16 protein-coding genes are annotated in these 19,425 nt (G+C 68.9%); 8 read left to right on the forward strand and 8 right to left on the reverse strand.

Annotation, left to right across the window (positions count from 1 at the left end; translation table 11 throughout):
• Positions 1–30: 30 nt before the first annotated feature.
• Together G6N67_RS13885 and G6N67_RS13890 are read right to left on the reverse strand one after the other, a co-directional pair.
• Positions 31–381, reverse strand: a complete 351-nt coding sequence (locus tag G6N67_RS13885; RefSeq protein ID WP_036431135.1) for a metallopeptidase family protein — start codon at positions 379–381, stop codon at positions 31–33.
• A 3-nt stretch (positions 382–384) separates the two neighbouring features.
• Positions 385–1,812: a septum formation family protein gene (locus G6N67_RS13890; protein WP_036431137.1), complete on the reverse strand. Its 1,428-nt coding sequence runs from the start codon at positions 1,810–1,812 to the stop codon at positions 385–387.
• A 135-nt stretch (positions 1,813–1,947) separates the two neighbouring features.
• On the opposite strand from G6N67_RS13890, the gene serS reads away from it, so the two are divergent.
• Positions 1,948–3,207: a serine--tRNA ligase gene (gene serS, locus G6N67_RS13895; RefSeq protein ID WP_036431140.1), complete on the forward strand. Its 1,260-nt coding sequence runs from the start codon at positions 1,948–1,950 to the stop codon at positions 3,205–3,207.
• Between the two features lie 18 nt (positions 3,208–3,225).
• Positions 3,226–6,546 (forward strand): ATP-binding protein, encoded by a 3,321-nt coding sequence (locus G6N67_RS13900; RefSeq protein WP_036431143.1) that lies wholly within the window; start codon positions 3,226–3,228, stop codon positions 6,544–6,546.
• On the opposite strand, the gene G6N67_RS13905 is transcribed toward G6N67_RS13900, so the two are convergent.
• Entirely contained in the window at positions 6,543–7,271 is a 729-nt protein-coding gene (locus G6N67_RS13905) for a hemerythrin domain-containing protein (RefSeq protein ID WP_051578621.1), read from the reverse strand. The two genes, G6N67_RS13900 and G6N67_RS13905, sit on opposite strands and share 4 nt — an antisense overlap.
• Before the next feature lie 75 nt (positions 7,272–7,346).
• Between G6N67_RS13905 and G6N67_RS13910 the strand changes: the two genes are divergently transcribed.
• Entirely contained in the window at positions 7,347–8,162 is an 816-nt protein-coding gene (locus G6N67_RS13910) for a DUF5718 family protein (RefSeq protein WP_036431145.1), read from the forward strand.
• Here G6N67_RS13910 and G6N67_RS13915 read toward each other — a convergent pair.
• The 3 genes from G6N67_RS13915 to G6N67_RS13925 all read right to left on the reverse strand — a co-directional run bounded on the left by G6N67_RS13915 (position 8,159) and on the right by G6N67_RS13925 (position 10,845).
• Entirely contained in the window at positions 8,159–8,488 is a 330-nt protein-coding gene (locus G6N67_RS13915) for a hypothetical protein (protein ID WP_036431147.1), read from the reverse strand. The genes G6N67_RS13910 and G6N67_RS13915 overlap by 4 nt on opposite strands.
• Entirely contained in the window at positions 8,485–10,029 is a 1,545-nt protein-coding gene (locus tag G6N67_RS13920) for an MBL fold metallo-hydrolase (protein ID WP_036431150.1), read from the reverse strand. The genes G6N67_RS13915 and G6N67_RS13920 overlap by 4 nt, the downstream gene beginning before the upstream one ends.
• Positions 10,030–10,116: 87 nt before the next feature.
• Positions 10,117–10,845 (reverse strand): aminoglycoside 3'-phosphotransferase, encoded by a 729-nt coding sequence (locus tag G6N67_RS13925; RefSeq protein WP_036431153.1) that lies wholly within the window; start codon positions 10,843–10,845, stop codon positions 10,117–10,119.
• A gap of 101 nt (positions 10,846–10,946) precedes the next feature.
• On the opposite strand from G6N67_RS13925, the gene G6N67_RS13930 reads away from it, so the two are divergent.
• The 3 genes from G6N67_RS13930 to G6N67_RS13940 are packed head-to-tail and all read left to right on the forward strand — an operon-like array spanning position 10,947 to position 13,336.
• Positions 10,947–11,738, forward strand: coding sequence for a lysophospholipid acyltransferase family protein (locus G6N67_RS13930; RefSeq protein ID WP_036431156.1), 792 nt, complete (start codon positions 10,947–10,949; stop codon positions 11,736–11,738).
• Between the two features lie 6 nt (positions 11,739–11,744).
• Positions 11,745–12,509 carry a lysophospholipid acyltransferase family protein gene (locus tag G6N67_RS13935; RefSeq protein ID WP_036431159.1) on the forward strand — a complete coding sequence of 255 codons (765 nt, stop codon included), beginning with the start codon at positions 11,745–11,747 and terminating at the stop codon, positions 12,507–12,509.
• Positions 12,506–13,336: a Cof-type HAD-IIB family hydrolase gene (locus G6N67_RS13940; RefSeq protein ID WP_036431162.1), complete on the forward strand. Its 831-nt coding sequence runs from the start codon at positions 12,506–12,508 to the stop codon at positions 13,334–13,336. The genes G6N67_RS13935 and G6N67_RS13940 overlap by 4 nt, the downstream gene beginning before the upstream one ends.
• Here the strand turns inward: G6N67_RS13940 and G6N67_RS13945 are convergent.
• Entirely contained in the window at positions 13,326–14,936 is a 1,611-nt protein-coding gene (locus G6N67_RS13945; RefSeq protein WP_036431165.1) for an N-acetylmuramoyl-L-alanine amidase, read from the reverse strand. The two genes, G6N67_RS13940 and G6N67_RS13945, sit on opposite strands and share 11 nt — an antisense overlap.
• Before the next feature lie 132 nt (positions 14,937–15,068).
• Entirely contained in the window at positions 15,069–16,019 is a 951-nt protein-coding gene (locus G6N67_RS13950) for a PPE family protein (protein WP_036435141.1), read from the reverse strand.
• 213 nt (positions 16,020–16,232) lie between these two features.
• On the opposite strand from G6N67_RS13950, the gene glf reads away from it, so the two are divergent.
• Positions 16,233–17,468: a UDP-galactopyranose mutase gene (gene glf / locus G6N67_RS13955; protein WP_051578901.1), complete on the forward strand. Its 1,236-nt coding sequence runs from the start codon at positions 16,233–16,235 to the stop codon at positions 17,466–17,468.
• A gap of 18 nt (positions 17,469–17,486) precedes the next feature.
• Positions 17,487–19,424, forward strand: a complete 1,938-nt coding sequence (locus tag G6N67_RS13960; RefSeq protein WP_036431168.1) for a glycosyltransferase — start codon at positions 17,487–17,489, stop codon at positions 19,422–19,424.
• The last annotated feature ends 1 nt before the right edge of the window (position 19,425 follow it).

Here is a 19,425-nt window from a genome sequence, read left to right on the forward strand (position 1 = left end):
TGCCGCGCGGGGGGATGGGCTTCTTTCGGGTCATCCCCAACCCAGCCGGTGGAGCCGCTCGTCATCGATCCCGAAATGGTGCGCGATCTCGTGGATGACCGTGATCGCCACCTCGTCGCGGACCTCGTCGTCGTCCGCACACATCTCCAGCAGCGGTTCCCGGTAGATCGTGATGGTGTCCGGCAGTGATCCCGCGTACCAGGAGTCCCGCTCGGTCAACGCGATGCCCTGGTACAGGCCCAGGATGTCGGGCTCCTCGGCGTTGCGGTCTTCGACGAGCACCACGACGTTGTCGATCGCCGCGGCCAGTTCCTGCGGGATGCGGTCGAGAGCTTCGGAAACCAGTTCCTCAAACCGTTGCGGGCTCATCCGCACGGCCATGGCTTACGGCACCAGTGGTGGCGGTGCCGGTTCGCCCGGCGGCGGGCCCGCAGGTGCCGGTGCCGCCTGCTCGGGCGCGGGGGCCGGCGGTGCAGCCTGATCCGCCGCGGGCGGTTGCGCCTGGTCCGGTGCCGGCGGGGCCCCGGGCGGCGGCGGGTTGAACGTGTTGGCCTGCTGAGGCTCCGGTGCTGCCGAGCTGGGTGCGGCGGGCAGGTGCTGCGTCTGCTGCGACTGCGAGCCCGTGGACGACGACGAGCCGGACGACGACGACGAACCCGACGACGAGGATGAGCCCGACGAGGACGAACCCGAGGACGACGAACCCGAGGACGACGACGTGTCGACGGTCGCTTCCGGCATCGGGATCGGCGGCATGTTCAACCGCTCCTCGGGAATGTCCGGCGGGGCGACCGGCGGCTGCCCGTTGATCATCAGCGGGCCCTTGGCGCTGTGGACCAGCGTCGACCAACCACCGTTCCCGAGCGTCGCGCCGATGCTGCACGACACCTGGCGGCTGCCCGCCGACCAGCTGGGCAGCGCGATGGTGCTGTAGCTCAGCGCCAGGGTCGTGCTCCGCAGCTGTACGGGCGCCAAATAGTCGTCGGTCAGCTTGGTGCAGGTCTCCTTGATGTAGGAGTCCTGGTCGGGTTCGGGAGGGAGGCCTCCGGGGAACTTCTCGGCCAGGTTCACCGCGCCGGTGACCTCCATGGCATGCGGTGCCGCGCAGTCCACCGGGACGTCGGTGGGCTGGTTGGTCGCGGGGTCGATGCCCAGGCACGTGCCTGCCGGCCACACCTTGGACTGATCGATGTCGGCGACCTTGCCCTGGAAGGCGATCTGGGTGTCACCGGGGCCGAGTAACTGCAGCCCGCAGAGCATGCGGCGTTCGCCCGACTGCTTCCAGGCCTTCTCGCCCGACCACAGCAGGCCGATAGTGAACTTGCCGTTCGGGTCGAACTTCGGCCCCAGGTACTGGCGCAACGCCGGGGTGCACTGTTCCTGGCTGATCTGTTTGATGCGGTCCTCGGACGGCGGCGCGGCGTTGGGGCCGTACTCGCTGCCCGGGAACGTGCGCATGTCGACGGCCTCGGCGACCTCGAAGCGGTGCTCGTCGGTGCAGGAGACGATGTGCGCGCCGTCGGGATCGGGACCGGGCCAGTTCAGGCAGTCTCCCGTCTTGACATGGTCGAACGTGTCGTTGCCGCGGGGTCCGAGCGCAAGCGCACCGGCGTTGAGCGCGGTGTTGGCGCCCTCGCTGCGCGGCAGCGCCGTGATCAGTCCTGCGATGAGCAACCCGCCGAGCGCCGTCAGCAGCAGCGCACGACGCGTCGAGGCGGCTTGCAGGCTCTGCCACCAGTGCCCGTCGCGCCGATCGCCGGTCGCGGCGAGCTGGTCATCGGGGTGCTCAGGTGCTTCCAACATCCGCTCCATTGTGACAGGCGTGTCACGCGCTGTGACAACTGATACGGATGTAACGTTACGTGGTTGTGCCTGAGGCCTGAGCGGCGTTGGCGGTAGGCCACCTCACATGTACGCCGCGATCCGGCAAAAGTTAAGGTAGCGCCCGTGATCGACCTCAGGTTGTTGCGCGAGAATCCCGACGTCGTCCGCGCGTCACAACGCGCGCGTGGCGAAGACCCGGCGCTCGTCGATGCGCTTTTGGCGGCCGACACCGCGCGCCGTGCTGCGGTGTCCGCGGCCGACAACCTGCGTGCCGAGCAGAAGGCGGCCAGCAAGTCGGTGGGCAAGGCCACACCGGACGAGCGGCCCGCCCTGCTGCAGCAGGCCAAGGAACTCGCTGAACAGGTCAAGGCCGCCGAGGCCGCGCAAGCCGAGGCCGACGCCGCGTTCACGGCCGCGCACATGGCGATCGGCAACGTGATCGTCGATGGTGTGCCGGCCGGCGGCGAGGACGACTACGTCTTGCTGGACACGGTCGGCGAGCCGCGGGCGATCGAGAACGCCAAGGATCACCTCGAGCTCGGTGAGGCGCTCGGGCTCATCGACATGGAACGCGGCGCCAAGGTTTCCGGCTCGCGGTTCTACTTCCTGACCGGCGTCGGCGCGCTGCTGCAGCTCGGGCTGCTGCAACTGGCCGCCAGGCTCGCGGTGGACAATGGGTTCACCCTGATGATCCCGCCCGTGCTGGTGCGTCCGGAAGTCATGGCGGGCACCGGATTTCTCGGTGCGCACGCCGAGGAGGTGTACCACCTCGAAGCCGACGACATGTACCTGGTCGGCACCTCGGAGGTGCCGCTGGCCGGCTACCACGCCGACGAGATCATCGATCTGTCGGACGGTCCGCGCCGCTACGCCGGGTGGTCGTCGTGCTTCCGCCGGGAGGCGGGCAGCTACGGCAAGGACACCCGCGGCATCATCCGTGTGCATCAGTTCGACAAGGTCGAGGGCTTCGTCTACTGCAAGCCCGAGGACGCCGAGGCCGAGCATGAGCGGCTTTTGGGCTGGCAGCGCCAGATGCTGGCGGCCATCGAGGTGCCCTACCGCGTGATCGACGTCGCGGCAGGGGATCTCGGATCCTCGGCGGCCCGCAAGTATGACTGCGAGGCCTGGGTGCCGACGCAGCAGACCTACCGGGAGCTGACCTCGACGTCGAACTGCACAACGTTCCAGGCGCGGCGGTTGTCCACGCGCTACCGCGACGAGAACGGCAAGCCGCAGATCGCGGCCACGTTGAACGGCACGCTGGCCACCACCCGCTGGCTCGTGGCGATCCTGGAGAACCACCAGCAGCCCGACGGCAGCGTGCGGGTGCCCGCGGCGCTGGTGCCGTACCTCGGTACCGAAGTCCTGGAGCCCAAGAGCTAACCGCACGCCCTGCTGACGATGGCAGCGGTGGACCCCGTGCGGGTGGCGGTGCTCGGCCCGGTGCGGGCCTGGGTCGGTGACGAGCCGGCAGATCTTGGGGCGCGGCTGCAGCGGTCGCTGTTCGCGCGGTTGGTGCTCGCGCACGGTCACACGGTGTCGGTCGACCGGCTCATCGACGACCTCTGGGAAGGCGAACCGCCCCCCAAAGCTCTTGCGGCCCTTCAGGTTTACATATCGCACCTGCGGCGTGCGCTCGAACCCGGCCGGCCGCGCCGGGCGCCCGCGGGCATCGTGGTGAGCGCAGCGCCCGGATACTGCCTGAGACTTCCGGTCGAGGCCGTCGACTCATGGTGGTTCGAGGCCAAAGTGATCGAGGCGCAAAATGAATCGGACCCGCAGCGGCGGGCGCGGCTGCTGGACGATGCGCTGGCCACTTGGTCGGGCGATCCGTTCGCCGGGGTCGGCGATGCACTGTGGGCCGCGCCGGAAGTGGCGCGGTTGACCGAATTACGGCTCGCCGCGGTCGAAGACCTGGCCGCTGCCCAGATCGAACTCGGCAGGCACGCCACGGCGGTGACGGCGCTGGAACGTCACGTCCGGGACCATCCCGAGCGTGAGGGCGCCGCCGCGGTCCTGGCCACCGCGCTCTATGGGACCGGGCGGCAGGCCGACGCCCTCGACGTGTTGCGGCGCACCCGCGAACACCTGCTCGACGAGCTGGGGCTCGAACCCCGGCGGGTGCTGCGCGACCTCGAGCGGGACATCCTGCGTCACGCAGACCACCTGGAACCGGCCCGGCCGCTGCCGAATCCACCGCTTGCCGCACCGGACCGCGAACCTGCCCGCACCGAACGGGTGGCCTACGGACGCTCCGTCGAACTCGCGGCGATCGACGACGCCGCGCACGCGGTCATCACGGCGGGCAGTGCAGTGGTGTGGATCGGAGGCGAGGCCGGTTCCGGCAAGACGACCCTCGCCCACGCCGCGACGGACCGGTTGCGCACCGCGGGGTGGCGTGTCGTATTCGGGCGTTGTCCCGAGGTCGGCGGCGCGCCACCCGGTTGGGCGTGGACCGAGGTGCTGCGTCAATTGGTCGACCCGGCAACGCCATTGGGCGACAAGCAGGTGTTGGAGCCACTGCTGCACGACGGTGTCGCGGCCGAGCCGAGAACGTTCTGGTTGGGCCACGCGGTCGCCGACGTGCTCGGCACGGTCGCCGAGCAGCAGCCGCTGGTGGTCGTGCTCGATGACCTGCATCGCACCGACGGTCTCACGCTCGAACTGCTGCGGCTCGTGGCCGACCGGCTCAAGGACCGGCGCGTGCTGGTGGTCGGAACCTATCGCCCGTCGGAGGACCGCGGTGAGCTCGAGGCCGCGCGGGCCGCTTTGACCGTCCACACCGCGGCGCACGTGATCCTGCCGGGGCTCGATGCGGCGGCGATCGCGTCCTTGGCAGCCGATTGCGGGCTGACCGGTCTGAGTGGGGAGGCGCTGCGGCTGTTGCGTGAAAGGACCGGGGGCAACTCGCTTTTCGTCCGCGAACTGGCCCGGCTGATGGCCGCGGAGGGCGTGGATGCGGTATGGGCCTCGGTTCCGGTCGGGGTGCGTGATGTGCTGCGGCGCCGGCTGGCCCGGCTGCCCGGCCCGACCGTGACGGCGTTGCGGCAGGCGGCCGTGCTGGGGCGCGACGTCGACGTCGACCTGCTGGCCGAGCTCGGCGGGCGAGACCCCGACGATCTTCTCGACGCGCTGGAACCAGCCGTCCTGCTGGGCCTGCTCGACGAGCCCGGGCCCGGCCAACTGCGGTTCGCCCACACCCTGGTCCGTGACACCCTGTACGAGGACACCTCCCGGTTGCGCCGGTCGCGGCTGCACGCCGCGGCCCTGGAACTGCTGGCCCGGCCGGGGCGGTCGGCGGATCCGTCGGCACTGGCCCATCACGCGGTCGCCGCAGCGACCGCCGAAACATCCTTGGCCGCAGCCACTTTCGCGGCAGCGGCGGCTCGCGAGGCCGGCTCTGTGGGGGCGCATGCCGAAGCCGCGAGGCAGTGGCGCGCGGCGGTGCAGATGCTGGAGCTGGCGGCCGGCCGCCGGTTGCGACCGAGCGTGGACTGCCTGGAGGACGAATTCGAGGCACGCTGCGGGCTGATCTCCGCGTTGGCGCAGTCGGGTGACGCGATCGCCGCGCGCACCGAACTCAAGAAGGCGCTGCAGCTGCTCTCCGGTACGGCCCGCGACGATCTTCGGGTGCGCGTGTGCACCGCGTGGGACACGCCGCTGGTGTGGCGCGACCGCGAGTACGACGAGTCAGACGCCCAACTGGTCGAGCAGCTGCGCCGGCTGCTGGCGGTCGACGGTCGGCCCGCCGCGGACCGCATCAGACTGCTTAAGGCCCTCTACGTCGAACTCGAGGGCGCCGACCCGGACGGCGCGCTCGCGGTCAGCACGGAACTGCTCGAGCTGGCGCGCCGTGCCTACGCCGACGACCCGGCGTCGTCGGGACGGCTGCTGTGCACCGCGCTCAACGTCCGGGCCTATTGCTCGCTCGGGCCCGACCTCGATGCCGAGCGTGACGCCGTCGCTGCCGAATTGCTGCGGACCGCGGAGGCCACCGAGCAGGCCGACTATCAAGCCGTAGGGCACTGGCTGCTGTCTCTCGCGGCCGGGAATCGCTCTGATCTGGTGTCGGCGAAACGGCACGTCGACCTCGCGGTGGCGCGGGCGGGGACAGGCCAGCTGCTGCACCTGCTCGGGGTGCTGGGGTTGTTCCGCGCCCGCATGCACCTGCTGGCTGGCCGCCTCGACGACGCCGTGAGCTCATACACCGACCTTGCCGCGCGCATGGTGGAGAACGGCGCGGCCAACGGCGCCAAGCTGGCGATGGTGGGTCGCGTGACCGGTGAGTTCTGCCTCGGTGACCTGGGTCTGCTGGCCGACGAGCTGCTGTTCTTCTACCGCGAGGTGTCGGTCGCGGCGTTGGACGCCGCGGTGCTGGCGCTGGTCGCGCGGGGCCGCGACGCCGAGGCCCGAGAGCTGTGGCGTAACCGCCGACCGATCGAGCGCGCGTACTTCTGGCTGCCGTTCACGGTGCTGCGGGTCAACGCCGCGGTGGCGCTCGGCGATACCGAGGAAACCCGCGCGAGGGCCGCGGAACTTGAGCCCTATTCCGGCCGGATCGCCGGGCTGGGTGTCGACGGGCTCATGGTCGGTCCCGTCGACGCTGCGCTCGCGGTGGCCGCCGAGGCGCTGGGCCTGCCGGAGCAGGCTCGTCGCCACCGGGAGGCTGCGGACGCGTTGCGGGAGGCGCTTGCGGCCGAGGCACGGTCCCTCGTCGACTAGACGACCTCGTCGCACGCGTCGGCCGGCACTTCGAACTCGCGCGTAATGCGCGTCCCGAAGACCGCCCGCTCCAACCGCCGGTACCGCACCCCGACGATCGCGAGCACGGCCCGCAGCGCTATGCCCGCATGGTCGGCGAGTCGCGTGCGCTCGGCGTCGGTCATCGCCGCCAGTGCGCGCGGACCCTCGAACCACAATCGGCCCCCTCGCCGGGCTTCGGTCTCGACCGCGGTCCAGTCCGCCACCGAGACATGTTCGGTGATCAGCGGGAACACATCGCGTTCCTCTTCTTCGATGTGCTCGGTGAGCAGCGCCGTCAGCTCGGCCAGCTCGATCACCATGAGGCTCGCGACGTGGCGGTCGCCCATCGACAGCCGCAGGGCAGCGGCCCTGGCGCGCAACTGGTCCAGCCGTGGGTCGAGTGCGGCGTGATCCTCGGTCAGCTCGCCGAGGTCGAGCCTGCTGCCGACCGCGGCCTGGATCACGGGCCACAACACGATGTCCTCGGTGGTGTGGTGGTGGTGAATGGAGTCGCACAACAGCTCGATGTAGCGCGAGATGGCGCGGGCGTGGCCCGGCGTACAGATCACATCGCGGTCGCGCACCGCGATGGCCAGGTCGGTCAGGCGGCGCAGATCGGCCAGCATGGCCCGGTGGGCGACGGTGATGCCCAGCAGGTCGGGTCGGGTTGCGGCGATCTGGGCGTGGGGCGCGGCGGTCGGCATGCCGTAGAGACTGGCGGTACCGACTTAATCACGACTTGTCGCCGGCTTGTGGTGACCACAGTAGGGTTAGCGGCCATGATCGACATCGACCTTACGGAACTGCGGAACTGGTTCGGCTTCGGCGTGGCGGGAAACTTCGCCGGGCATCTCGAACAGGCGGGGGAAGCCGGGGATTTCGTCAAGGTCGTGACGGAAGGCTATGCGCCCAAAGGTATTTTCCCGTGGTACGCACCCGGGCGCGACGACTTCCTCGGGGAGTTTCCGCTGTCCAACGACGCGATCCTGTTGCCCGAGCCCGGTGAGGTGGAAGGCCCGCTGAACCTGCAGATTGAGCCCGAGGTCGGGGTGGCCTGCCGCGTCGTGTGGAACGGTGACACCGTGGTGCGGCTGGAACCGTTCGCGCTCGGCGCGTTCAACGACTGTTCGATCCGCAGGCCAGGAGCGCCCAAGATCAGCTACAAGAAGAACTGGGGCCCGGCGTCGAAAGGCGTTGCGCCGCAGTTCTTCGACATCAGCGACCTGACCCCGGACGGCCCGACCGCCACGATGCGCCTGGTGTGCTACCTGCGCGACGACAACGGCGAGCAGCACGCGTACGGCGTGGACTCCCCGCTGGTCGGTTACTCGTACTACGGCGAGGTACTGCTGGACTGGATCGTCGAGCGGCTGGCCAATCAGAAGGGTGCCGCGGACACCCCGCTGGAGGATGTCGGCGCGTTGATGGTGGCCAGCGGGCACCCGGAGAACGTGCTGATCGGGATCGGTGCCACGCGCTACACGCCGCTGGGTGAGTCGACCTACCTCAAGGCGGGCGACGAGGCGATCGTGCGGGTGTACGACAGTGCCTCGAGTGAGGCGTCCGAGCTACGCCAGCTGGTTTCAGCGCGCTAGCGCGCGAGCAGCTCGTCGAGCAGCGCGATGAACTCGGCGGGCCGCTGCGGTGTGAAGGCCGGATCGGGATGGGTTCCGTTGACCTTCAGGGTGATCAGCGTCGACTTGATGGGCCGCCAGACATCCAGCGGCAACCAGCGGCGCAGGTCGGTGCTGCCCCAGATGCGGAACCGGTTGATCAACAAACCCAGCGACTCGGCCCGGTAGCTGCGGATGTCGCGCAGCGGGATGACCTTCGACGTGCCGGACGGAAAATGGTAGCGGCGCAGTGTGATCGCTTCCCGATCCAGCTGGATCAGACCGTCGTCGTACTGCGCCCCGGTCATGCCCGTTCGCTCCTGAGCTGATGGCCCTTGGTGGTCAGGCACCGGCCGTTCTCCAGGTTCCACTGCCAGCCGTGCAGGTTGCAGGTCAGGGTGGTGCCCTCAACCACGCCGAACTTCGAAAGGTCGGCCTTGAGGTGCGGGCACCTGCGCTGAATCTCCCAGCCGTCCAGCGTGATCGACGCGGTGTCGTCGTGGGCTTCGGCGAACCAGCCGTCGGCATAGGCGATGCGTTCGTCGGTCAGACACTTGAAGAACGTGTAGAGGAACTCGTTGTAGCCGCCGACCCGCCACGCGGAGAACCGGGTGGACAGGAAGATGGTGTTGACCCAGTCCGGCTCGTTGTCCCGCAGCACGGTACGCGCCAATTCGGGTGCGATCCCGAAGCCGTACCGGAACTTCTCATCCGGGATAGCTTCGCGCACAACTCGTTTCGGGAAGTCGAGGACCACGGTCTCCGGGCCGAGGCGCAGCTCGACCGGGTAGCCGATGCCGTCGCAGATCTGATCGGTCTGGCTCATGATCGGTTCGAACAGTGCGCGCAGCGGCTCCAGCAGCGGTTCGCCGGCCGCGGGCGCCCACGACGCCTTCTCGGCGGCCAGCACCGGGGCCATGCGCTGCGCGTAGTCCTCGATGTAGGCGGCCTTGCCGGTGGTGAAGATCGTCTCGGGATCGTCCACGGGATGCGTCAGCGAGTTCAGCGTCGAGCCCGTGAAATCCGCTGTGCTGCCGGGGATCATCAGCAGCCCGCCGTCGTGGCCGTGGGACCGCATCTGGTCCAGGAACACGATCTGGTCGGGGAAGATGTTCGCCGGGTCGCCGTGGTCGTCGTTGAGATGCCGCAGCTCGGGATCGAGGAAGCACGGCGGGCCTGCCGAAGGCACCACCCAGGTCGCGCCGACCTGCGCGATGTACTGGCGGCAGCGGTCCATCTGACGCTGGCGCTTCTGCGTGCCGAACGCCTCCTTGGCCCGGGCGGGCATGTCGTAGACCATCGGGTACCAGATCGCGCCCGAGTACTGCAGCATGTGCACGTCGATCTGGCCGAAGTCGCTGTGCAGCATGTCGAGGTCGACGGGACGCGCGTCGTTCATGTTGAACGCAACGGTCTCGCCGTCGTCGACCACCAGGCCCGAGTCACCGATCGGGCCGTCGGCGGGCGCCCGCAGCGCGATGATCATGATGTCGAGATCGCCCTTGGGCCCGCTCACGGTGTGCTTGACGGAGTCGGTGGTCTCGAAGAATTCGTGGAAGCCCAGCTTCTCGAGCTCGCGCCGCAGGTCCGGCACGGGGTAGTCCGGCAGCAGCACCACGGCGTCCTTGTTGACGTGGCGGCGCAGGTTCTCGGGGTCGAAGTGGTCCTTGTGGAGATGCGACACGTACAGGTAGTCGACGTCTCCGAGCGCGTCCCAGTCCAGCTGGCTGTTGTCGGGAAAGGGGAACCAGGAGGCGAAATAGGCCGGGTTGACCCACGGGTCGCACAGGATGCTGCCGGCCCGGGTCTCGATCAGGAAGCCGGCATGTCCGACGCTGGTGACCTGCACAAACTGCCTTTCGTCCAAATTCGTTAATGCCTGGTCAGCCTAGCTGGAATCACGGGACACGCCGAAGCGCGGCAGGTCAGGCGGACGCTAGTCCTCGGCGTTCCACAGCTGGCGGTAGTAGTCGATCCGCGCGGGATCGGGCGCGGCGCCGTAGGCGGTGAAGAACACGTCTGCCCAGTCGCCCGGGTAGTTCCACTCCAGCGACAGCGAGGCCACGGCCAGGTCGGCCCAGCGGTCGGCCACGCCGAGGTCACCGAAGTCGACGTGCCCGCACCACTGCCCGTCGTCGGCGATGAGGGTGTTCGGCGCGCATGCGTCGCCGTGGCAGACCACGAGCCGGTCCACCGGTGGCGCTGCGGGCAGCGCGCGTCGACCGGCTTCGCTCAAACCTGCCAGCCGCTTGCGCACCGACCAGTCGTACGGGCAGTCCTCGACCGGTAGGCGGTCGTGCAGCGCGCGTAGCCCTTTGCCGATGGCGGTGACCGCTGCATGCGGGCGGGCCACCCACTGCGGGTCGACGGCGGAGCGGCCCGGCAGACCCGCGGTGTGCAGCCATGTAAGGGCGCCGTCGCGGCCGATGCCGAGCACGCGGGGCACCGTGAGGTACGGGCCCGCCCAGGCCAGTTTGTCGGCTTCGGCGGTCAGGTTCACCGACGGATGTGGCAGCGCGACTTTGACGAACTCGCGTTCGGCGCCGCTGCCCAGCTGGAAGGTGTGGCCGCCGACTTCGTTGTCCCACACGGCCTTGACCGGGCGGCCTGCGGCAATGTGGGTGACGATGCCGGGGACGGCGACGGTGTCCGCGGGAATGGTCATCGGCCCCAGTATCGTGATCGGCCGTTCGGGTATCCACCGAATTTGCCGCCGGTCGGGTGACCGGGTACGCGCCGGGACCGGCTGGCACTACGCTTGCGGATGTGGAACCGGTTTACGGGACTGTCATCCAGCTCGCCCGGCTGGCCTGGCGGCTACAGGGGTTGAAGTTCACCGTGACCGGCGTGGAGAACCTGCCCGTCACCGGTGGCGCGGTGATCGCGATCAACCACACCAGCTACTTCGATTTCACGTTCGCGGGCCTGCCCGCCTACAAGCAGAAGCGTGGCCGCAAGGTGCGGTTCATGGCCAAAAAAGAGGTGTTCGACAACAAGATCACCGGGCCCATCATGCGCAGCCTGCGCCATATCGAGGTGGACCGCGACAGTGGGGCCGCGTCCTACGATGCCGCGGTCGAATACCTCAAGTCCGGCGAGCTGGTCGGGGTGTACCCCGAGGCCACCATCAGCCGCAGCTTCGAGATCAAGCAGTTCAAGTCCGGCGCGGCCCGCATGGCGATCGAGGCCGGCGTGCCGATCGTCCCGCACATCGTCTGGGGCGCGCAGCGCATCTGGACCAAGGGACGCCCGAAGAACCTGTACCGGCCCAAGGTGCCGATCTCGATCGCCGTCGGCGAGCCGATCCAGCCGACGCTGCCTGCGCCGGAACTGACCGCGCTGCTGCATTCGCGTATGCAGCACCTGCTCGACCAGGTGCAGGATGCCTACGGGCCGCATCCCGCCGGGGAGTTCTGGGTTCCGCACCGGCTCGGTGGCGGGGCGCCCTCGCTGGCCGAGGCGAACCGGATGGATGCCGAGGAAGCGGCCGAGAAGGCGGCCCGGCGGGCGTTGGGGGGACAGACCGGACCCAACGAGCCGACAGGCGCGCCGGGGTAGGGGCGCATGGAACCGGTTTTCCGCAGTTTGGAGATCGCCGCCACGCTAGGGGTCCGCGCAACGGGAACCCGGATCACCTTCCGAGGGCTGCAGAATCTGCCCGCGTCGGGTGGTGCCGTGGTGGCGATCAACCACACCAGCTATGTCGACTTCCTCCCCGCGGCGCTGGCCGCGAAGGAACGCCGCCGGCGGATGCGCTTCATGATCAAGGCCGAGATGGACGAGGTGACGGTGATCCACTTCCTGATCAAGCACACCGGCACCATCCCGGTCGACCGGTCCGCGGGGGCGGGCGCGTATGCGAATGCCGTGGCGGCGCTGCGCGCCGGTGAACTGGTGGGTGTGTATCCCGAGGCAACCATCAGCCGCAGCTTCGAACTCAAGGGTTTCAAGACCGGGGCGGCCCGCATGGCGATCGAAGCCGACGTGCCCATCGTCCCGCTGATCGTCTGGGGAGCGCAACGGATCTGGACCAAAGACCACCCGAGGTCGTTGGGGCGCAAGAAGATTCCGGTGTCGGTGGTGCTCGGCACGCCGATCCGGCCGACCGGTTCGGTGGCCGAACTCGACGCGAGGTTGCGCGGCTCGATGTCGGCTCTGCTCGACGAGGCACAGCGCGGGTACCCGACCCCGGCCGGTGCGTACTGGGTGCCGCGCCGGCTCGGGGGCAGTGCGCCGACGCCCGAAGAGGCCACGCGGCTCGACGAGGTGGAGTTGGCCGAGCGGGCCCGCAAGCGTGCCGAGCGGGAAGCGACGAGGAACAACAGGTGAGCCCAGGAGGAACGCCGGGGCTGATCGCCACCGACGTGGACGGCACGCTGCTCGACGAGGACGAGAAGGTCACGCCGCGCACTCGCGCGGCCGTGCATGCCGCGGTCGACGCCGGGGCGACGTTCATCTTGGCGACGGGCAGGCCGCCGCGCTGGATCCAGCCCGTGGTCGACGGGCTCGGCCTGGCGCCCATGGCGGTGTGTGCCAACGGCGCCGTGATCTATGACCCGGCGACCGATCGCATCATCTCGGCCCACACGCTGTCGGCCGACGTGCTGGGCGAGCTCGCCGAGATCGCGACCCGGGTGATCCCCGGCGCGGGCCTGGCGGTCGAACGCGTCGGGGCGTCGGCGCACGACGCCGCGACACCGCAGTTCGTCAGCTCACCGGGCTACGAGCACGCGTGGCTCAATCCCGACAACACCGAGGTGTCGGTCGAGGATCTGCTGAGCGAGCCCGCGGTGAAGCTGCTGATCCGCAAAGCCGGTGCGCGCAGCGCCGACATGGCCGTGGAGCTGCTCAAACACATTGGGCTGCAGGGCGATATCACGTACTCGACCAACAACGGCCTGATCGAGGTGGTGCCCGTCGGCATCAGCAAGGCCACCGGGGTCCAGCAGCTCGCGGGCCCGCTCGGCCTGACCGCCGACGATGTGGTGACCTTCGGGGACATGCCCAACGACGTGCCCATGCTGAGCTGGGCCGGTCGCGGGGTCGCGATGGGCAACGCGCATCCCGAGGCGGTCGCGGCCGCCGACGAGGTCACCGAGACCAACGCCGAGGACGGCGTGGCCCGGGTACTCGAGCGCTGGTGGGCTACGGATTGATGGGCTTGAACCGCTCGAGCTGGACGGGCTGATCGTCCGGTGCGGGCGGCGGCAGTTCCTGCGGCACACCGTCGATCACGCGGGTGACGGTGCCCTTCTCGCGGTCGAAGTTCAGCGTGCCGTGCTGGAAGTTCTGCACGATCCACTGCGGTTCCTGGATCTCGCCGCTGGTCGGCAGTCCGAGTACGCCCCGTTCGAAGCCCAGTGAGCCCCAGGCCTCGTAGATCGCGCCTGTGACGGGCTCGGCACCGCTGGCCGGCGACCAGTACAGCGCGCCTTTCTCGAACGTCGCGTAGCGCGCGTCGCCTGCGGCCGCGGCCTCGGGCGAGGTCGGGTTGCCCAGCAGGCCCGCGGCGCCGCCGGTCTGTTGCCAGCGGTCGAAGATCGCGCCGCCGCGCATCTGCTCGGCGAGATCCTGCGGGCCGGGCGGCTGGTTGAACCGGGCCGCGATGTCGCGGATGAGCGGCATCTGGGCGTAGGCGGCGTTGCCGGGGCAGTCGGTGATGCCGACGTCACGGTGGGTGAAGATGGTCGGCAGCGTCGGGGTGGCGCCGCGCGGGAAATGCGTGAACGAACCACCCGCCGAGGTCAGCACCGTGGTGCCGTGCGGGTCGATGTGGTCGAGACCCAGCCGCCAGCCGAGCAGCCGCCCGGTGTTGCGCAACTGGATCGGGGTGGGCGGCACGACGTCGAAGTCGCCCATCATGGCCACACCCCAGGTGTCGCGGTTGAACCCGCCGGTGTGCGAGCCCTCGACAGCCCGGTTGATGCCGCCCGCACGGCCTTCGAAGACCTGGCCGTATTTGTCGACAAGTGCGTTGTAGGCGATGTCGCACCAGCCCAGGGTGCGGGTGTGGTACTCGTAGATCGAGCGGACGATCCCGGCCGAGTCCTCCGGTGTGTAGTCGTTGCTACCCGCCGTGTGGTGCACGATTCCCGCGCGGATCCCGTTGTCGTACACCGTGTTTCCGCAGCGCATCGATTCGTCGGCGCCCCACTGCGCGCGGGTGATGACGTTGGGCGGGACGCCGGGGGCCGTGACGGCGGCCGGTAGCGGGCCCGTGTCGACGGGTGCCTGCGGCGGGCTGATCAGCACCGCGGTGATGTTCTGCCCGAACGGTTGCTCGACGGTCGCGGGCCGGTAGCCCAGTCCGGGTTTCGCGGCGTCCTGATCGGCCGCACCCGTGGGCGCGGCGTCTTTGGGGCGCGTGACCGCGATCTGCACGGTGGTGGTGCGCCCGACGAAGATCGGCTCGGTGCCGCGCGGGCCGGGGGTGTCGGCGCCGACGCCGTCGAGATTCTCGGCCTGATACCAGGGGCCCCACGATCCGTCGGCCTTGCGCGCGCGTACGCGCGCCGAGGTTCCGCGCAGATCCTGCGCGGTGAGCGCGACCATCGAGAAGGGCGTGTCCTGATGGACCTCGCGGATGCTCTCGCCGCCCGCGAGATTGTTCAGAGGTTGCTGTGCCAGCGCAGGTGCATTGTCTGCAGGGTTGGCGGGTTCGCTGTCAGGGAGCCCGTCGATCGCCCACGGCAGGATTACGACTGTCGCCGCGATCGCGGTGAACAGGATCGACGGCGCTGGGCGGCGGGACGGCACGGACTGATGTTACGTATGGGTCTAGTGTTACTAATGTTTCGACACGGCCCGACCCGCACATTTCGTCACCAACACGCAACGGCACCGCAGAGCCCAGCCGGCTTCTGCGGTGCCGTTTCGTGATAGGTCTTCCTACGGTGTCGGCGGAGCCGGCGGCGGCACCGGAGCGGGTGCGGCCGGGACACCGGACTTCATGGCCGACGTGATGGCCGGCATGACCATGCCCTTGAGCAGATCGATCGCCTGGCCTGCGCCGAGCTGGTTGGCGGCGCTGGACAGGTCGCCGAACAGCCCGCCACCGCCCGTGGGAGCGGCTGCCGGCATCGCGCCGAGCGACGGGTCACCCAGCAGCGGGTAGGTGCCGAGGCCCGGATCCGCACCGAGCGGCGCCGAGATGGGCACCTCGCCCGGCGCGGGCAGCGCGCCGGTGGTGTTGGAGATCGGCAGCAGCGCCGGATCGCCGCCGATCGGCGGGGTGGTCAGGCCCGTCGCCGCATCGGTCAGCCCGGGCGTGGTCAGCCCACCCGGCGCGGCACCGGTCGGGCTCGTCAAACCGGGGTTGGTCAGGCTCGGGGTGGTCAGCCCGCCCGGGGCGCCACCGGGCGCGGTCAGCGCGGGGTTGGTCAGGCCCGGATCGGTGAGCGACGGCGTGGCAGGCGTACCTGCCGCAGGCAGGCCCGCGTTGGGTGCGGTCAGGCCGCCCGGACTGGTCAGGCCCGGAGACGTCAGCCCGGGCGAGGTGAGCGCCGGATCGGTCAGGCCGGGCGAGGTGAGTCCGGGCGAGGTCAGTCCCGGTGCGCCGAGGCCGGGCGACGTGAGCGTCGGCGAGGCCAGGGACGGTGTGGCACCCGTCCCACCGAGGATGCCGCCCGGCAGGTTGATGCCGAACTGGGACAGGCCCTGGGACAGCGCCGACATAAGCTCGCTGGGCAGGTCGGTGATCATCGCGGCCTGCGTGAACTCACGCTGCTGGGGTTCGGGCGCCAGCTCGGTGACGGCCACTAATGCGACTGGACTTGCGACTGCCACTGCAGCGACTGCGCGCATGGCTGTCGAGAGCTTGCGTCGACGTCGGTTCGGCACGGAAGTCTCCTCAATATTGGACTGCATGTTTGGTGCTCGTGGGTTGTCAGCGGCTACGGACAAATCGTGCGGAGCCCATGAGCGCCAACGTGATCGATGGTACTGGTGTGACTATTGGGTCTAGAGTGACGATATTGAATTGTGAGCGAATTGCGACCTGAGCCCGCCGTCGAATTCGGGGCATCCTGGGGCGGTCGGATACCCTGGCTGCCGATGACGTCCTTATCCCCGCGGGGCGCTGCGCGCCTGCCCACCGGTCATTTCGACTTGTTCGTCGTCGGCTCCGGATTCTTCGGTCTGACGATCGCCGAGCGCGTGGCGACGCAACTCGACAAACGTGTCCTCGTTATCGAGCGGCGTCCGCACATCGGCGGCAACGCCTACTCCGAGGCCGAGCCGCAGACCGGCATCGAGGTCCACAAGTACGGCGCGCACCTCTTCCACACCTCCAACAAGCGGGTGTGGGACTACGTGCGTCAGTTCACCGACTTCACCGGCTACCAACACCGCGTGTTCGCGCTGCACGCCGGTCAGGCCTACCAGTTCCCGATGGGGCTGGGCCTGGTGTCGCAGTTCTTCGGCAAGTACTTCACCCCGGACGAGGCCAGGGCGCTGATCGCCGAGCAGGCCGCCGAGATCGACAGCAAGGACGCGACCAACCTCGAAGAGAAGGCCATCTCGCTGATCGGCCGGCCGCTGTACGAGGCGTTCGTCAAGCACTACACCGCCAAGCAGTGGCAGACCGACCCCAAGGAACTGCCCGCGAGCAACATCACGCGGCTGCCGGTCCGCTACACGTTCGACAACCGCTACTTCAACGACACCTACGAGGGGTTGCCGGTCGACGGCTACACCGCGTGGCTGCAGAACATGGCATCCGACGACCGCATCGAGGTCGTCCTCGACACCGACTGGTTCGACGTGCGCGACGCGCTACGGGCCGAGAGCCCCGACGCCCCGGTCGTCTACACGGGACCGCTGGACCGCTACTTCGACTACTCCGAAGGCCGACTCGGCTGGCGCACACTCGATTTCGAGGTCGAGGTGCTCGACACCGGGGACTTCCAGGGCACGCCGGTGATGAACTACAACGACGCGGATGTGCCCTACACGCGCATCCACGAATTCCGGCACTTCCACCCCGAGCGGGCCTACCCGACCGACAAGACGGTGATCATGCGGGAGTACTCGCGGTTCGCCGACAACGAGGACGAGCCGTACTACCCGATCAACACCGAAGCCGACCGCGCCCTGCTGGCGACCTACCGGGCCCGCGCCAAAGCCGAGACCGCTTCGGCCAAGGTGCTTTTCGGTGGGCGGCTGGGCACTTACCAGTACCTCGACATGCACATGGCCATCGCCAGCGCGCTGAGCATGTACGACAACACGCTGGCGCCGCACCTGTCCGACGGTGCGCCGCTGGTGACCAATGGCGAGACAGACCTCTAACAAGGAAAGCAGCAACGCATGAGTGACATCCCTTCCGGCGCACTGGATGCCGGTGAATCCAGGGCGGTCAGTCTGCTGGCCCGCGTGATCCTGCCGCGACCGGGTGAGCCGCTGGACGTCCGCAAGCTCTATCTCGACGAAGATCCGACCAACGCGCGTCGGGCGCACGCCCCTTCGCGCACGACGCTCGAGGTGGGCGCCGAATCCGGGATATCGTTCGCGACCTACTTCAACGCGTTCCCGGCCAGCTACTGGCGCCGGTGGTCGACGCTGGAGTCCGTGGTGCTGCGGGTCGAGCTGACCGGCACCGCACGCGTCGACGTCTACCGGTCCAAGGCCACCGGCGCCCGCATCACCGTCGGTGGCGCACCCGTGTCCAGCGGCGACTCCGACGAACCCGCGAGCGTCGAGTTCGAGATCGACCTGACACCGTTCGAGGACGGCGGCTGGATCTGGTTCGACATCACCACCGACACCAAGGTCACGGTGCACAGCGCAGGCTGGTACGCGCCGACGGAAGCGCCGGGGCGCGCCGACATCGCGGTGGGCATCCCGACGTTCAACCGGCCCGCCGACTGTGTCAACGCCCTGGCCGCGCTCACGTCGGATCCGTTGGTCGACAAGGTGATCAGCGCCGTCATCGTGTCCGACCAGGGCACCAACAAGGCCAGAAACCACCCCGGGTTCGCCGCCGCGGCAGCGGGTCTGGGCGACCGTCTGACGATTCACAACCAGCCGAACCTCGGTGGCTCTGGCGGATACAGCCGGGTCATGTACGAGGCGCTCAAGAACACCGACTGTGAACAGATCCTGTTCATGGACGACGACATCCGCATCGAGCCCGACTCGATCCTGCGGGCACTGGCGATGAACCGGTTCGCCAAGGAGCCGACCCTGGTCGGTGGGCAGATGCTCAACCTGCAGGAGCCGTCGCACCTGCACATCATGGGTGAGGTCGTCGACCGGTCGAACTTCATGTGGACCGCGGCGCCCAATGCCGAATACGACCACGACTTCGCCAAGTTCGCGCTCGACGACGTCGATGCCGAACGCAGCAGGCTTCTGCACCGCCGCATCGACGTCGACTTCAACGGCTGGTGGATGTGCATGATCCCGCGGCAGGTCGCCGAGGAGCTCGGCCAGCCGCTGCCGTTGTTCATCAAGTGGGACGACTGCGAATACGGCCTGCGCGCAGCCGAACACGGCTACCGCACCGTCACGCTGCCCGGCGCCGCGATCTGGCACATGGCCTGGAGCGACAAGGACGACGCGATCGACTGGCAGGCGTACTTCCACCTGCGCAACCGGTTGGTGATCGCCGCGATCCACTGGGACGGCGACATCCGCGGGCTGCTGGCCAGCCACCTCAAGGCCACCTTCAAACATCTTCTGTGCCTTGAGTATTCGACCGTGGCCATCCAGAACCAGGCCATGGAGGACTTCCTGGCCGGCCCGGACCACATCTTCTCGATCCTGGAGTCGGCGCTGCCCGACATCCGCAAGATGCGCTCCGAGTACCCCGACGCCGTCGTGCTGCCCGGCGCCACCGCGCTGCCGCCGCCGTCTGACCTCAAGCGCAAGAAGGTCCGCATTCCGGTGTCCAAGGCCGCCATCCTGTTCCGGCTGTCCCGCGGCGTGGCCACCCAGCTGCGCAAGCACGATCCCGAAACGCATGTCCGGCCGCAGATCAACGTCGCGACGCAGGACGCGCGGTGGTTCTCGCTGTGCATGGTCGACGGTGTCACCGTCACCACGGCCGACGGCCGCGGCGTGGTGTACCGGCAGCGGGATCGCGCGAAAATGTTTGCGCTGCTGCGTGCTTCGCTGCGCCAGCAGGCCCGGATCGCGCGCCAGTTCAACAAGATGCGCAAGGTCTACCGCGACGCGTTGCCGAGACTGACCAGCACCCAGAGCTGGGAAAAGGTGCTGCTCACCGAGTCGGTGGAGAAAATCTGAC

Origin of the sequence: Mycolicibacterium mageritense (genome assembly GCF_010727475.1) — a bacterium.
Taxonomy (GTDB): Bacteria; Actinomycetota; Actinomycetes; order Mycobacteriales; family Mycobacteriaceae; genus Mycobacterium; species Mycobacterium mageritense.